Annotated in this window: 11 protein-coding genes and 1 pseudogene; 6 read left to right on the top strand and 6 right to left on the bottom strand. The window is 74.8% G+C overall.

From position 1 onward, the window contains the following. Positions 1–27: 27 nt before the first annotated feature. From JKP76_RS18890 to JKP76_RS18870, 6 genes and pseudogenes are all read left to right on the top strand, one after another. Positions 28–1,642: pseudogene (locus tag JKP76_RS18890) on the top strand (carboxyl transferase domain-containing protein). Positions 1,643–1,685: 43 nt separating this feature from the next. Beyond that, positions 1,686–3,461 (top strand): biotin carboxylase N-terminal domain-containing protein, encoded by a 1,776-nt coding sequence (locus JKP76_RS18885; RefSeq protein ID WP_309233056.1) that lies wholly within the window; start codon positions 1,686–1,688, stop codon positions 3,459–3,461. Next, complete coding sequence (locus JKP76_RS21825; protein WP_309233055.1) at positions 3,412–3,696, top strand: biotin/lipoyl-containing protein; 285 nt, start codon at positions 3,412–3,414, stop codon at positions 3,694–3,696. The genes JKP76_RS18885 and JKP76_RS21825 overlap by 50 nt, the downstream gene beginning before the upstream one ends. Further along, positions 3,697–4,851 carry an acyl-CoA dehydrogenase family protein gene (locus tag JKP76_RS18880; RefSeq protein ID WP_200492289.1) on the top strand — a complete coding sequence of 385 codons (1,155 nt, stop codon included), beginning with the start codon at positions 3,697–3,699 and terminating at the stop codon, positions 4,849–4,851. A gap of 744 nt (positions 4,852–5,595) precedes the next feature. Next, positions 5,596–6,474, top strand: a complete 879-nt coding sequence (locus tag JKP76_RS18875) for a hypothetical protein (protein WP_200492285.1) — start codon at positions 5,596–5,598, stop codon at positions 6,472–6,474. Between the two features lie 528 nt (positions 6,475–7,002). Continuing rightward, positions 7,003–7,908 (top strand): hypothetical protein, encoded by a 906-nt coding sequence (locus tag JKP76_RS18870; protein WP_200492284.1) that lies wholly within the window; start codon positions 7,003–7,005, stop codon positions 7,906–7,908. Positions 7,909–7,937: 29 nt separating this feature from the next. Here JKP76_RS18870 and JKP76_RS18865 read toward each other — a convergent pair whose 3' ends face one another. The 6 genes from JKP76_RS18865 to JKP76_RS21820 all read right to left on the bottom strand — a co-directional run bounded on the left by JKP76_RS18865 (position 7,938) and on the right by JKP76_RS21820 (position 14,763). Further along, positions 7,938–8,294 (bottom strand): hypothetical protein, encoded by a 357-nt coding sequence (locus tag JKP76_RS18865; protein ID WP_200492283.1) that lies wholly within the window; start codon positions 8,292–8,294, stop codon positions 7,938–7,940. Between the two features lie 26 nt (positions 8,295–8,320). After that, a complete protein-coding gene (locus tag JKP76_RS18860; protein WP_200492282.1) occupies positions 8,321–9,334 on the bottom strand; it encodes an NADPH:quinone reductase in 1,014 nt (337 codons plus the stop codon). Between the two features lie 9 nt (positions 9,335–9,343). Continuing rightward, complete coding sequence (locus JKP76_RS18855; RefSeq protein ID WP_200492281.1) at positions 9,344–9,661, bottom strand: hypothetical protein; 318 nt, start codon at positions 9,659–9,661, stop codon at positions 9,344–9,346. Between the two features lie 108 nt (positions 9,662–9,769). Further along, the gene (locus JKP76_RS18850) at positions 9,770–10,186 is read right to left on the bottom strand and encodes a hypothetical protein (RefSeq protein ID WP_200492280.1); all 417 of its coding nucleotides are present in this window, start codon (positions 10,184–10,186) and stop codon (positions 9,770–9,772) included. A gap of 123 nt (positions 10,187–10,309) precedes the next feature. Continuing rightward, positions 10,310–12,913 (bottom strand): bifunctional FO biosynthesis protein CofGH, encoded by a 2,604-nt coding sequence (locus JKP76_RS18845; protein ID WP_200492279.1) that lies wholly within the window; start codon positions 12,911–12,913, stop codon positions 10,310–10,312. A 143-nt stretch (positions 12,914–13,056) separates the two neighbouring features. Next, the gene (locus tag JKP76_RS21820) at positions 13,057–14,763 is read right to left on the bottom strand and encodes an ATP-binding cassette domain-containing protein (protein ID WP_309233054.1); all 1,707 of its coding nucleotides are present in this window, start codon (positions 14,761–14,763) and stop codon (positions 13,057–13,059) included. Positions 14,764–14,839: the final 76 nt, after the last annotated feature.

The following is a 14,839-nucleotide window of genomic DNA, read 5'->3' as shown; positions in this document are numbered from 1 at the left end:
GGTGTGAACGATGGTTAACCTGCTCTCGTGGACGCGCCGGTGCTCACCCGTTCGACGTCGCCCGACCCCGCGACCGCGGCCCGCAACGCCGCGGCGCACGCCGCGCTGGCCGAGGACCTGGCCGAGCAGCTGCGCACCGCGGCGCTCGGCGGGGGTGAGCGGGCCCGCGAGCGGCACGTCTCCCGCGGCAAGCTGCTCCCGCGGGAGCGGGTGGACGCCCTCCTCGACCCGGGGAGCCCGTTCCTGGAGCTGTCCCCGCTGGCCGCGCACGGCCTCTACGACGGCGACGCCCCGGCCGCCGGGATCATCACCGGCATCGGTCGGGTCGCCGGCCGGGAGTGCGTCGTCGTCGCCAACGACGCCACCGTCAAGGGCGGCACCTACTACCCGATGACGGTGAAGAAGCACCTGCGGGCGCAGGAGGTGGCGCTGGCCAACCGGCTGCCGTGCATCTACCTGGTCGACTCCGGCGGGGCGTTCCTGCCGATGCAGGACGACGTCTTCCCGGACCGCGAGCACTTCGGTCGCATCTTCTTCAACCAGGCCAACCTGTCCAAGGCGGGCATCGCGCAGATCGCCGCCGTCCTCGGCTCCTGCACCGCCGGCGGCGCGTACGTGCCGGCGATGAGCGACGAGGCCGTCATCGTCCGCGGCCAGGGCACGATCTTCCTGGGCGGCCCGCCGCTGGTGAAGGCGGCGACCGGCGAGGTGGTCACCGCCGAGGACCTGGGCGGGGGAGACCTGCACAGCCGGGTCAGCGGGGTCACCGACCACCTGGCCGACGACGACGCGCACGCCCTGCAGATCGTCCGTCAGATCGTCGGCACCCTCGGCCCGCGCGAGCCCCGGCCGTGGGACGTCGACCCGGTCGAGGAGCCGCTGCTGGACCCCGCCTCGGTCACCGAGGTGGTGCCACCGGACCCGCGCACCCCGTACGACGTCCGCGACGTCATCGCCCGGCTGGTCGACGGCAGCCGGTTCGCCGAGTTCAAGCCGCTCTACGGCCCGACCCTGGTCACCGGCTTCGCCCGGCTGCACGGCCACCCGGTCGGGATCATCGCCAACAACGGCGTGCTGTTCAGCGAGTCCGCGCTCAAGGGCGCGCACTTCATCGAGCTGTGCGACCGGCGGAAGATCCCGCTGCTGTTCCTGCAGAACATCTCCGGGTTCATGGTCGGCCGCGACTACGAGGCCGGGGGCATCGCCAAGCACGGCGCCAAGATGGTCACCGCCGTCGCCACCGCCCGGGTGCCCAAGCTGACCGTCGTCATCGGCGGCTCGTTCGGCGCCGGCAACTACTCGATGTGCGGCCGGGCGTACTCGCCCCGCTTCCTGTTCACCTGGCCCAACGCCCGTATCTCGGTGATGGGCGGGGAGCAGGCGGCGTCTGTGCTCGCGCAGGTGCGCCGCGGACGGCCTGGAGGCCCGCGGCGAGGAGTGGCCGGCCGAGGACGAGGAGGCGTTCAAAGCGCCGATCCGCGCGCAGTACGAGGAGCAGGGGCACCCCTACTACGCGACCGCCCGGCTCTGGGACGACGGCGTCATCGCCCCGGCCGACACCCGCACCGTGCTCGGCCTGGCCCTGTCCGCCTGCGCCAACGCGCCCCTCGAGGAGGTCGGCTACGGCGTCTTCCGGATGTGAGGGCAGACATGGCCATTTCTGCCCCGTCGAGAGGACGCTGATCGTGTTCGGGACCGTGCTCGTGGCCAACCGGGGCGAGATCGCCGTCCGGGTGATCCGGACGCTGCGCGCGATGGGCATCCGCTCGGTCGCCGTCCACAGCGATGCCGACGCCGGCGCGCTGCACACCCGGCTGGCCGACGTCGCCGTGCCGATCGGGCCCGCGCCCGCGGCGCAGAGCTACCTCTCCATCGAGCGGGTGCTCGACGCGGCGGCCCGCACCGGCGCGCAGGCGGTCCACCCCGGCTACGGGTTCCTGTCCGAGAACGTGGACTTCGCCCGGGCGTCCGCCGCGGCCGGCCTGGTCTTCGTCGGGCCGCCGGTCGACGCCATCGAGGCGATGGCCGACAAGATCCGCGCCAAGCAGACGGTCTCCGCCGCCGGCGTGCCGGTCGTGCCGGGCCGCACCGAGCCGGGGATGACCGACGCGCAGGTGGCCGAGGCCGCGGTGGCCGTCGGCTTCCCGGCGCTGCTCAAGCCGAGTGCCGGGGGCGGCGGCAAGGGCATGCGGGTGGTGCGCTCGGCCGACGAGCTCCCCGACGCCATCGCGGCCGCCCGGCGGGAGGCGCGCGGCTCGTTCGGCGACGACACGCTCCTGGTCGAGCGGTACGTGGGCAACTCGCGGCACATCGAGGTGCAGGTGCTCGGCGACACCCACGGCGCCGTCGTCCACCTCGGGGAGCGGGAGTGCTCGCTGCAGCGCCGGCACCAGAAGGTCATCGAGGAGGCGCCCTCGCCGCTGCTGGACGCCGGGATGCGCGACGCGATGGGCCGGGCGGCGGTCGAGGCGGCCCGCGCGGTCGGCTACACCGGCGCCGGCACGGTCGAGTTCATCGTCGACGCCGACAGGGCTGGGCGGGGAGAAGGCATGGACTTCTTCTTCCTCGAGATGAACACCCGGCTGCAGGTCGAGCACCCGGTCACCGAGGCGGTCACCGGGCTGGACCTGGTCGAGCTGCAGCTGCGGGTCGCGGCGGGGGAGCGGCTGCCGATCGCGCAGGACGACGTCGTCCTCGACGGGCACGCCATCGAGGCCCGGCTCTACGCCGAGGACCCGGCGCGCGGCTTCCTGCCGCAGGCCGGCACCGTGCTCGGGCTGGTGGAGGCCGCCGGCCCCGGCATCCGGGTGGACAGCTCGCTGGCGGTGGGCACCGTCGTCGGCACCGACTACGACCCGATGCTGGCCAAGGTGGTCGCCTGGGCGCCGACCCGCGAGACCGCCCGCGCCCGGCTGGTCGCTGCCCTCGGGCACACCGCCGTCCTCGGCGTGACGACCAACGCCGGGTTCCTGCAGCAGCTGCTCGCGGACCCGGACGTCGTCGCCGGGCAGCTGGACACCGGCCTCATCGAGCGGCGCGGCGAGGCGCTGACCGACGCCGGGCCGACGCCGGACGAGGTGTACGCCGCGGCCGCGCTGGCGCTGCTGGTCGAGGCCGAGCCGACCGGCGCCGTCGTCGACCGGTGGGACGTGCCCGACGGCTGGCGGCTCGGCGAACCGGCCTGGACGGTGCGCCGGCTGCAGGCCGCCGGCGGCGAGCCGGTGACGGTGCGGCTGCGGGGACGCTCGGGGGAGGCGCAGGTCGCGGTCGGCGACGGCGACGCGGTGCCCGCGAGCGCGGCCCGCGACGGTGACCGGCTGCGGGTCACGCTGGCCGGGCGGACGTCGTCCTGGGTCGTCGTGCACAGCGCGGGCACGGTGTGGCTGGCCGCCGGCGGGCGGTTGACCGCGCGTGCGCGAACACGAGCGGCTGGGGGCGCACGCCGAGGGCGGCGGGGGTGACGGCGTGGTGACCTCGCCGATGCCCGGCACCGTGACGGTCGTCCAGGCAGCCGTCGGCGACGAGGTGCAGGCGGGGACCCCGTTGCTCGTCGTGGAGGCCATGAAGATGGAGCACGTGCTCACCGCCCCGATCGCGGGCACGGTGACCGAGCTCGGGGTGACGGCGGGCCGGACGGTCGCGCTGGACGAGCGGGTGGCGCTGGTGACCCCGGCAGCCACCAAGCAGGAGGACTAGATGCTGGACTACCGGCTCAGCGACGAGACCGAGGCCCTGCGGACGACGGTGCGCGAGTTCGCCCGCGAGGTCATCGCCCCGCAGATCGGCGAGTTCTACGAGCGCGACGAGTTCCCCGCGCACATCGTGCGGCAGATGGGTGAGCTCGGGCTGTTCGGGCTGCCCTTCCCGGAGGAGTACGGCGGCTCGGGCGGCACCTACTTCGACCTGTGCGTCGCGCTCGAGGAGCTGGCGCGCGTCGACTCGTCGATGGCGATCACGGTGGAGGCCGGCGTCTCGCTGGGCGCGATGCCGATCTTCCGGTTCGGCACCGAGGCCCAGAAGCGCGAGTGGCTGCCGCGGCTGTGCGCCGGGGAGGTGCTGGGCGCGTTCGGGCTCACCGAGGCCGGCGGCGGCTCGGACGCCGGGTCGACCCGGACGACCGCCCGGCTCGAGGACGGCCACTGGGTCGTCAACGGCTCGAAGGCGTTCATCACCAACGCCGGCACCGAGCTCACCGGCCTGGTCACGGTCACCGCCGTCACCGGCACGCGCCCGGACGGCGGCAAGGAGATCTCGGCGATCATCGTCCCGTCGGGGACGCCGGGGTTCGCCGTCGGCCAGCGGTACTCCAAGGTCGGCTGGAACGCCTCGGACACCCGGGAGCTCTCGTTCGACGACGTCCGCGTGCCCGCCGAGAACCTGGTGGGCGAGCGCGGCCGCGGGTACGCGCAGTTCCTCTCGATCCTGGACGAGGGGCGGATCGCGATCTCGGCGCTCTCGGTCGGGCTGGCGCAGGGGTGTGTCGACGAGTCGGTGAAGTACGCGGGGGAGCGCGAGGCGTTCGGGCAGCCGATCGGGAGGAACCAGGCGATCCAGTTCATGATCGCCGACATGGAGGTGCGCGCCTCGACGGCGCGGCTGGCCTACTACCGGGCCGCGGAGAAGATGCTGCGCGGCGAGCCGTTCAAGCGCGAGGCGTCGATCGCCAAGCTCTACAGCTCCGAGGTCGCGATGGACAACGCCCGCTACGCCACGCAGGTGCACGGCGGGTACGGGTTCATGAACGAGTTCCCGGTCGGCCGCTTCTACCGGGACGCCAAGATCCTGGAGATCGGCGAGGGCACCTCCGAGGTGCAGCGGATGCTCATCGCCCGCGACCTCGGGCTGGGCTGACCCGGGTCCCTGCTCGTTCCGCGGTGCGGGTCGGAGATCCGCCCGTTCCCATTCCGAAACCGCTGGTCAGCGGCGAGCGGACGGCCCGCTGCGGTGTGCGTGGGGTGGATGGGGTCGGAGGAGCGGGCGGGTCGGAGTGGCGGGCCGGGACGCGGCACGGCACGCCTCGGACCCGTCCCGCGCAGCGCTAGCGTCGCGCGACGATCCGCTGACCTGGGAGAACATCGCACATGACGCACCCGCCCCGCTCGCTCCTGACCGGGCCTGCCGCCTCCCTCGTCCGACGCCGGTGGTTCTGGCTCGCGTTCGTCGCGGTGCTCGCGGTCCTCGGTGCCACGGCCGGCGGCTCCGCGCTCGCCGCGCGGGGTGGGCTGGCGCCCACGGCGCAGGAGAGCCCGGCGGGCGGCGGAGCAGCCGGGGCCGACGCCGTCACCTCGAGCCGGTCGGTCTCCACCCAGGGCAACGGCAACGGCGCCAACAACGGCAACGGTCCCGGCGCCAACAGCGGGAACGGGAACGGGAACGGGAACGGCCCCGGCACCAACAACGGGAACGGCAACGGGGAACGGGAACGGCAGCAACAACGGGAACGGGAACGGCCCCGGCACCAACAACGGGAACGGCAACGGGAACGGGAACGGCAGCAACAACGGGAACGGGAACGGCCCCGGCACCAACAACGGGAACGGCAACGGGAACGGGAACGGCACCAGCAACGGGAACGGCAACGGCGAGACCCCCGCGGTGACGCCGCCGGTGGTCACCCTGCCGGGAGAGTCCCCGATCGTCGTCGACGGGGATCCGGCCGAGACGCCTGCGACCCCCGACCCGTCCGGAACCCCCGACCCGACCGAGCCCCCGGCCGTCGAGCCCGAGCTGACCCTGCCCGGCGAGACGTCGCCGCCCCCCGTGGAGACGCCGGCGGAGCCGGAGCCCGACGAGGAGCCCACCGCTCCCGTGGCCGAGGTCGTGCCCGCGCCGGCCGCCGTCCCAGTGGTCGCCATCGGCATCGCGCCGGGCTGCGTCGACGGCACGGCCGTCCTCGTGCAGAAGGCGCAGAACCAGGACACCAAGGGCGTGTCGGTGAACTTCCTCGCGAACGCCGACTTCGCCACCTCGGGCTCGCTGGCACTGCTGACGGCGCCGGACGCCCTGGGGCGTGACCAGGTGACCGTCACGTCGACCTCGGGGAAGGCCTACGTCGGCGCCGGGTCCGTCTCGGTGCGCACCTACCGCGCGGGCCAGACGCTCGGCGGCGTCACCTACCCGGCGGTGTCCGAGACCCGGAAGCTCGCCTACGACGCGTTCACCTGCGAGCGGCCGGCCGTCCTCACGAACGTGAAGACCCAGCTGGTCAACGGGCAGGTCCACCTCGCCCAGTACGCGCGGAACACCGGCAACACGACCCTGCAGGTGAAGTTCAACGCGACCGCGCACTTCGCGGCCTCGGTGTCGTTCTCCCTGGCACCGGGTGAGGCGAAGTACTTCCTCGTCCCGACCCAGTCGGCGTCGGTGCCGTCGGCCGTCGTCTCGGTGAACGTCGTGACCAACGTCCAGGGCTCGCGGATCTCGCTCAACCAGAACAACAGGTACGACGCCCTGTCGGTGGCCACCCCGAACTGACCCCGACCGGCACCGCCCGTCGACCCACCGCCTCCGCCCGGAGGCGGTGGGTCGACGGCTTTCCGCCCCCCCCGGGTGTGAGCCGGTCCGGCGCCGGCCGCCTGCTGGGGCGGCTGAGCGGTGCGGGGGCGGGTGGGAATTCGGCCCAGGATCGTCCCGTGTGCCCCGGGACCAGTCGCCGACCAGGGCGTTCTGACTCCGACACAGTCCGTTCCGGCACGTGACGACGGTCGTCACGAGACCGCCGGAGACCCGACGTGACGCACCAGGCCAGATCCCCGCAGCCCCGCCTCCGGCGGCGGGGTGCCGCTCTCGGCGCCCTGCTGCCGGTCGCCGTGCTCGCGTGGGCACTCGGGAGCGCGTCGGCCGCGGCCGGAGCCCCGTCGTCGTCCGTGACGCTGGCGCTGCAGATCGAGGGGCGGGCGCCCGCAGACCTGGAGCCTGTCCGGCGTCCGGTTCGAGCTGACCGGACCCGGCGACGAGCCGACGACGGCGCTCTGCCTCACCGACGCCGCCGGCACCTGCACGGTGCGGGTCCTCCCCGCGGAGCCGGACGACGACGGCGGCACGGACCCCCAGCTCCTGGCGGCGACCCCGGCGGGCGCCGGGCCGGCCGGGGTGCCGTGGGACGGGGGCGCGTCGACCGGGGGTGTCGAGGCCGTCCTCCCGGAGGGGACCTACGCCGTCCGGCAGGTCACCGCCCCCGTCGGGCTGCTGCCGGCCGAGGCGATCGCGCCGATCGAGGTGTGCGCCGCGGGCTGCGCCACCAGCCGGACCGTCGTCAACCGGTCGACCTACCGCACCCGCACCGAGATCCAGGTGCTCTCCGCGGACGGGCCGGTCGCCGGCACCCAGGTCACGCTCAGCGGGCCCGGCTTCCCGGACACCCCGGCAGTCACCGACGAGGACGGCCGGACCGCCTGGGCCGGCTGGTTCCGCCCGGGGGAGTGGTGGTTCACCGTCGCAGGCCGGCCGGCGCCACTGCTGGTGACGATGGACCCCGGGCGGGGCGACACGTCGCTGCCGTGGCGGCTGGAGATCACCCTTCCCGCCGCTGCGCAGCCCGGGGTACCTGCACCTGAGGCGGCGCCCTCCGCCGCAGCCCCCCAGCCCCCGGCGCAGCCGTCGACGTCCCCAGCGGCGGGCGCCCCGGTGGCCGCGGCCCGCGTCGCCGAGGTCGCCGAGGTCCTCGAAGTCGCTGAGGCGCAGCCGGGCGCCGCACCCGTGCCGGCACCGTCCCCGGTCGCCGTCCCGTCGCCGGCTGCCTCCGGGCTGGGCCAGGTGTTCGCCCCCGAGAACGCGCCGGCGCTGGGCACCGAGAGCAGCGAGCAGCGGCTGTCCGCCGGCCTCGTGACCGGTACCGGCCTGCTCTTCGTGGCGCTGGTGCTCGTCGGTTACGGCGTCCTGCGCAGCCGCCAGCGCCGCCGCGCCTGACCCCCACCCGACCGGGGGCGCGGTTGGGGTCAGTCGGCCTGCGGCGCCCGGTCGGGGACGGCGACGCTGAGCAGGATGACGCTGTCCTCGTCGGCGTGCAGGCTGTGCCGCCGGTCGGGCACCGGCGCGATCTGGTGGGCGCCGAGGTCCACCGTCCGGTCGCCGGCGACCAGTCGCACGCGGCCGCGGATCACCATGACCGTGGCCGGTCCGGGGCTCTCGTGCTCGGCCAGCTCGGCGTCGGCCCGCAGCGCGATGACCGTCTGGCGCAGCCCGTCGACCGGGTGCGCCAGGGTGCGGCCGGCCCGGCCGGCGTGCTCGGAGGTCGCCTTCTCCAGCAGCTCGGTGGCGAGGGCGTGCAGATCGGTAGGTGCATCCGTCGTCATGCGTGCCGACCCTAGGCCGCCGGGGCTCAGGCGGTGACGTCGACGAGCACCTTGCCGACGACGCCGTCCTGCACGGCCCGGTGCGCCGCGGCCGTCTCGGCGAGCGGGAAGACGTGCAGCGGCAGCCCGGCCTGCTCGCCGACCCGCACCGCGCCGTCGGCGACCGCCGCGGCGACGTCCTCGACGCCGAGCGACGACGCCCGCTCGGGCTGGGTGTAGAGCAGCACGAACTGCCAGCGGGCGTTGGGCCCCATCTGCGTCCGCACCGGCACGGTCACCTCTGCACCGCCGTCGTCCGCGTACATGGCGACGGCGCCGTGCATGCCGATGACCTGCGCGTCGACGGCGGCGTTGCGGGCAGGGGACACCTCGACGATCGCGTCCACGCCCTTCGGCGCGATCTTCCGCACCTCGGCGACGACGTCCTGCTCGCGGTAGTTGACGACGTGGTCGGCGCCGGCAGCCGCGGCAAGCTGGGCCTTGCGCGGGCCGCTGACGGTGGTGATCACGGTGGCGCCGGCCCAGCGGGCCAGCTGGATGGCGGCGTTGCCGACCGCGCCGGCACCGCCCTGCACCAGCACGGTGTGCCCGGTCAGGGCGCCGGCGCCGAGCCGGTCGGGCAGCGACTCGGCGACGGTCAGGCAGCGGTGCGCGGTGAGGAAGGGGATGCCCAGCGCCGCGCCGAGCTCGAACGACGGGTCCGCGCCGAGGAGGACGACGTTCCGCGCCGGGACGACGATGTGCTCCGCGGCGGTGCCCCAGCGGCGCTGCCAGGCGGCCAGCCAGATCCACACCCGCTCGCCGACGAGCACCGGGTCCACGCCCTCGCCGACGGCGTCGACGGTGCCCGACCCGTCCTGGTTCGGCACCTGGCCGTCGGGTCCGGGCTGCGCCGCGGTGCGCGACTTCCAGTCGGTCGGGTTCACGCCGGAGAACGCCATTCGGACCCGCACCTCACCCGGGCCGGGTTCCGGAGTCGGGGCCTCGAGCAGCTCGAGGACGTCGGGATCGCCGGGCCGGGTGTAGGAGATGAGGCGCACGGGTCGGTCCTACCCGTCCGACCGCACCCGCCGCCAGTGGAAGGCGAAGACGCCGCCGGCCAGGAGCAGCGCCGCGCCCGCCGTTCCGGCGTCCCGGATCGCGGACCGCCGCTCCAGGTCCGATCCCAGCGCCACCTGCTGCTCGCCGCTCAGCGTGTCCAGCGGGGTGTAGGCGGTCCAGCTGAACGTGGGCGCAGGGTCCGGGTAGGCGAGCGCCAGGCCGCTGCGCACCAGGGCCACCGCCGCGAGGACGCCGATCACGAGCATGGCGAGGCACACGACGTACAGGTAGACCGTGCGCGGAGGGACCCGGTCCGAACCGGCCACGGGCGCTCCTCTCGCGGGCGCGGCGTCCTCGCCGCGCGGTGCCGGGCATCCTGCCTGATCAGGCGGGATGCCGGAACGCCCCGGTTCCACCCGAGCGTGTCGGGCGGATCAGCTCGCGTAGCCGTCGGCCTCCGTGGGCCACTCGACCGGCGGCAGCCCGGCCAGGGCGGCGAGCCGGTCGACGGTCAGCTCGACCGCCTCGTCCGTGGGCGGCGCGCCGCTGGGGGAGGCGAGCAGCGGCCGGACCTCGGCCGGATCCAGCTCGGTGCCGGTGGCCTCCTTCGCCCACGCGGCGAAGCCCTCGGCCTCGGCCTCGACGTCGACCGGGTCCGAGGCGTCGGGCTCCTCGAAGTAGATCCGCGGCTCGTAGCCGAGGAAGAACCGGCCGCCGGACGCGTCGGCGCAGCGGTGGTCGACGGTGGCGATCCGGCTGTCGTGCACGTCGACCAGCAGGAAGGGCACCGCCGTCGGGGCGCCCCGGCTCCACCGGCCGTCGGACCAGGTGAACGTTCCGAAGAGACCCACGGGCCGAGGCTAGCGACGCTCCAGGCTCAGCCGGTCAGGCCGCCCGCGGACCCGGGAGCGTGTGCGCCGACGCCCGGTTCCGGCCCGCAGAACCGGGCGTGGGTGCACGTGCTCGCTGGAGGGTCAGCGCGGGGTGATCGACAGGGTGAGCCGGGCGCGGCCCTCCTCGGACCGCGCGGTCGCGATCCGCTCGGCCGACGGCGTGCCGTACTCCGTCGTCCGCTGGCGGGCGGGCCGGCCGATCGCGGCGGCCATGGCCTCGAGCTCGGCGATGGTCTTGAGCGAGCCGTTCTCGCTGCCGGCCATCCGGCTGATCGTCTCCTCCATGAGCGTGCCGCCGAGGTCGTTGGCGCCGCCCTGGAGCACCGCCTTGGTGCCGGCGTCGGCGAGCTTCACCCACGAGGTCTGGATGTTCGGGATCCGCCCGTGCAGAAGCAGCCGCGCGACCGCGTGGATCGCCCGGTTCTCCCGCACGGTCGGGCCCGGGCGGGCGACGCCGGCGAGGTAGATCGGCGAGTTGTGGTGCACGAACGGCAGCAGCACGAACTCGCTGAACCCGCCGGTGCGGTCCTGCAGCGCGGCCAGTGTCCGCAGGTGCCCGACCCAGTGCGCGGGGGTGTCGACGTGGCCGTACATCATCGTCGACGTCGTCGGCAGGCCCACCTCGTGCGCGGTGCCGATGATCTCCAGCCAGGCCGCCGTCGGCAGCTTGCCCTTGGTCAGCACCCAGCGGACGTCGTCGTCGAGGATCTCCGCGGCCGTGCCCGGGATCGAGTCCAGCCCGGCCGCCTTGAGCTCGGTGAGGAACTCGCGGTAGGAGAGCCCGGTCCGGGCGGCGCCGTTGACGATCTCCATCGGGGAGAAGGCGTGCAGGTGGATGCCGGGCTGCCGCTTCTTCACCTCGCGGGCCAGGTCGAAGTAGGCGGTGCCGGGCAGGTCGGGGTGGATGCCGCCCTGCATGCAGATCTCGGTGGCGCCGGCGGCCCACGCCTCGTCGACGCGGTCACCGACCTGCTCCATCGACAGCGTGTACGCGTCGGCGTCGGTGCGCCGCTGGGCGAACGCGCAGAACCGGCACCCGGTGTAGCAGACGTTGGTGAAGTTGATGTTCCGGTTCACGACGTAGGTGACGTCGTCGCCGTTGACGTCCTTGCGGACGGCGTCGGCCAGCCGGGTCAGCGCCTCGAGATCCGCGCCGTCGGCACCGAGCAGCGCCAGGTACTCGGCGTCGGAGAGCCCCGCGGGGTCGGACTCGGCATGCGCGAGGGCGGCGTGCACCGCGGGGTCGCCCACGGTCAGCGCGGTCGAGTGCCCGTCGCGGGCGCTCTCGGTGCGGTCGCGCAGCTCGGACCAGTCGCCGTAGACGGCGTCGAAGTCGCTGCGCCGGTCGCCCGTCCGGCCCACGGTGTCGACCTCGACGTGCAGGTCGACCCGGCCCGAGGAGGTCCACGCCTCGTCCGGCTCCTGCCACGGCAGGCCGACCGGGTTGCGGCCCTCGACGGCCAGCCCGTCGGGGCCGGCGAGCGCGTCGACGTGCGGGCGCACGCGGGGGTCCAGCCACGGCTCGGGCTGCCGCACGTACGGCGGCTGGGCGGCGAGCCGCTCGCGCAGGGTGAAGCCGGCGTCCGCGGTGAGCTCGGCCAGCTTGTCGATGTTCGGCCAGGGCCGCTCGGGGTTCACGTGGTCGGGCGTCAGCGGGGAGACCCCGCCCCAGTCGTCGACGCCGGCGCGCAGCAGCAGCTCCAGCTCGGTGGAGTCGGACAGGTTCGGCGGCGCCTGCACCCGCGCCTTGGGGCCGAGCAGCAGCCGGGTGACGGCGACGGCGGCGACGTACTCCTGCAGCTCCAGGTCGTCGTGCGCCTGCATCGCGGTGCGCGGCTTCGCCCGGAAGTTCTGGACGATGACCTCCTGCACGTGCCCGTGCCGCTGCGCGCTGGCGCGGATCTCGCGGACGGCGTCCACCCGCTCGGCGTAGTCCTCGCCGATGCCCAGCAGCACACCGGTGGTGAACGGGACGGCCGAGCGCCCGGCGTCCTCGAGCACCCGCAGCCGCAGCGCGGGCTCCTTGTCCGGCGAGCCGAAGTGCGGGCCACCGGGCTGCGACCAGAGCCGCGTCGCCGTCGTCTCCAGCATCATGCCCATCGAGGCCGAGACCGGCTTGAGCCGCTGGATCTCCTCCCACGACAGCACGCCGGGGTTGAGGTGCGGCAGCAGGCCGGTCTCCTCGAGCACCCGGATCGCCATGGCCCGCAGGTACCCCAGCGTGGAGTCGAAGCCGTGCGCCTCCAGCCACTCCGCGGCGACCGGCCAGCGGTCCTCGGGGCGGTCCCCGAGGGTGAACAGCGCCTCCTTGCAGCCCATGGCCGCGCCGGCCCGGGCGATGTCGAGCACCTCGTCGGGGGAGAGGTAGGGCGCCTTGCCCTCGGCGCGCAGCTGACCCGGCGTCGTGACGAACGTGCAGTAGTGGCAGCGGTCGCGGCACAGGTGGGTGAGCGGGATGAAGACCTTGCGGCTGTAGGTGACCACGCCGGGGCGCCCCGCGGACGCCAGACCGGCGTCGCGCACCCGCCCGGCCGCGGTGAGCAGCCGGTCCAGCGGCTCGCCTTCGCCCAGCCCGCGGGCGTGCAACAGCGTCTCGGCCTCGACGGCGTCGAGGGGGACCCCGCGCTCGGCGCGGGTGAGCGCGCGGCGCAGGGCGGACTCGGTGGGTGCAGGCAGGGCGCTCATAGCGCGTCCGACGCTAGCCCGCGAAGCGGTCGAGGGGGACCTCCGCCCCTCCGGCCGCACCGCGACCGCCCCCACATCGGCGATCTCGGGGCCATGGGCCGCCCACGAGCCCCACATCGCCGATGTGGGCGCCGAGGGGGCGGTCAGAGGTCGCGGCGGACGAAGGAGACCGCGGCCAGGCCCCACACCATCGCCACCCAGAGCGCGGTCCAGGCGAGGTAGGCGGGGGTCAGCGGGGCGACGCTGAGGAACGGGAACGCCTGACCGTCGGCGCCGCCGAACTGGAGCAGCGCCGACGGGTCCTGGAAGGCGTGCATCGCCCCGCGCCACAGCCCGTCGGTGGGCAGCAGCACGCGCGACACCGTGCCGACCCGGGCGACGGCGTCGTTGTCCAGCGCGGCGCCGATGCCGCCGACCACGCCCGCGACCCAGGTGGTGCAGAACAGCCCGACCGCCACCACGCCCGACGCCATCGGCGAGATGACGGTGGAGAGCAGCACCGCCAGCGTCAGCAGCACGACGGTCTGCCCGGCCAGCAGCGCCAGGGCGGCGACCGGTTCCGGCGGCCAGTAGTCCACCGTGAGCCCGACGACGACGACCTGCGCCAGCCCGGCCAGCGTGACGTAGCCGCTGCCGAACGCCACGAGCCCCAGCCACTTGCCGAGCAGGAACGACGAGCGCCGGATCGGCCGGGCGAGCACGGCCAGTGCGATGCCGGACTCGGTCTCGCCGGACAGCGTCGGCCCGGCGAGGAACGCCGTCCCCAGCGCGGCGATGAGGCTGTAGCCGAACATCACGAGGTTGAGCAGGATCGAGGCGGTCAGCCGCGCCTCGCCGCTGGTCAGCGTGCCGCCGGACTCCGCGGCGAAGCGCGAGAAGCCCCAGCCGCTGAGCGCCAGCAGCACCACGGTGAGGACGGCGAGCGCCATCAGCACCCGCCGCCGGGTGGCCTCGCGCAGCGTCAGCCCGGCGATGGTGAGCGCGACGCGGTTCACGCGTGTCTCCTCGGCGCCGTCGCGGAGGATGCCGAGCAGGCGTTCCTCCAGGCTGATCCGCCCGGGCTCGACGGCGTGCACCCGCACGCCCAGCCCGACCAGGTCCCGGACCAGGTCGGGCACGGTCGTGTCGTCGTCGGCGGGGAAGGCGACGGTGAACCAGTCGCCCTCCCGCTCCACCCGCCCGGCGGCCGCCAGCCGGGCCTCGCCCGTGGCCGGCAGCCCGGTGAGGTGCAGCCGCACCTCGTGCTGACCGAGCAGCTCGGTCAGCGTGCCCGAGGCCGCCACCCGGCCGCGGTCGAGGATGACCACCCGGTCGCAGACCCGCTCGACCTCGCCGATCAGGTGCGAGTTGAGCAGCACGGCGACGCCGCGAGCCTTGAGCGACAGCACGATGTCGCGCACGTCCACCCGGCCGAGCGGGTCCAGCGCGCTGGTCGGCTCGTCGAGGACGACGAGCTCCGGCCGGGCCACCAGCGCGACGGCGAGGCCCAGCCGCTGCTGCATGCCCTTGGAGAACCCCCCGACCCGGTCCCGGGCGCGCTCGGCGAGCCCGACGAGGGCCAGCACGTCGCGCCGCTCGTCGGCGCTCACCGCGGCGCCGGAGAGCCGGACGTGCAGCTCCAGCACCTCGGCGGCGCTGAGCCACGGCTGGTAGCGGAACAGCTCGGGCAGGTAGCCGACGCGGGCGCGGGCGGCCGGGTCGCCGGCGGGCTGGCCGAGCAGCACCACCTCGCCGGCGTCGGGCCGCACCAGCCCGAGCAGCATCTTGATGACGGTGGTCTTGCCCGCGCCGTTGGGCCCGAGCAGCCCGACGACCTCGCCGCGGCCGACCTCCAGGCCGACCCCGTCCACGGCGGTGCGCCGGCCGTAGCGCTTGCGCAGGCCGGTGCACCAGGCGGCGGCCGGCGGCGGGAGGTCGGCGACCAGC

The sequence above is a fragment of the Blastococcus sp. TML/C7B genome (assembly GCF_016612845.1).
In the GTDB taxonomy this organism is placed as follows: Bacteria; Actinomycetota; Actinomycetes; order Mycobacteriales; family Geodermatophilaceae; genus Blastococcus.
The sequence above is the reverse complement of the archived record's forward strand: the minus strand, read 5'-3'. Positions and strand labels throughout refer to the sequence as shown.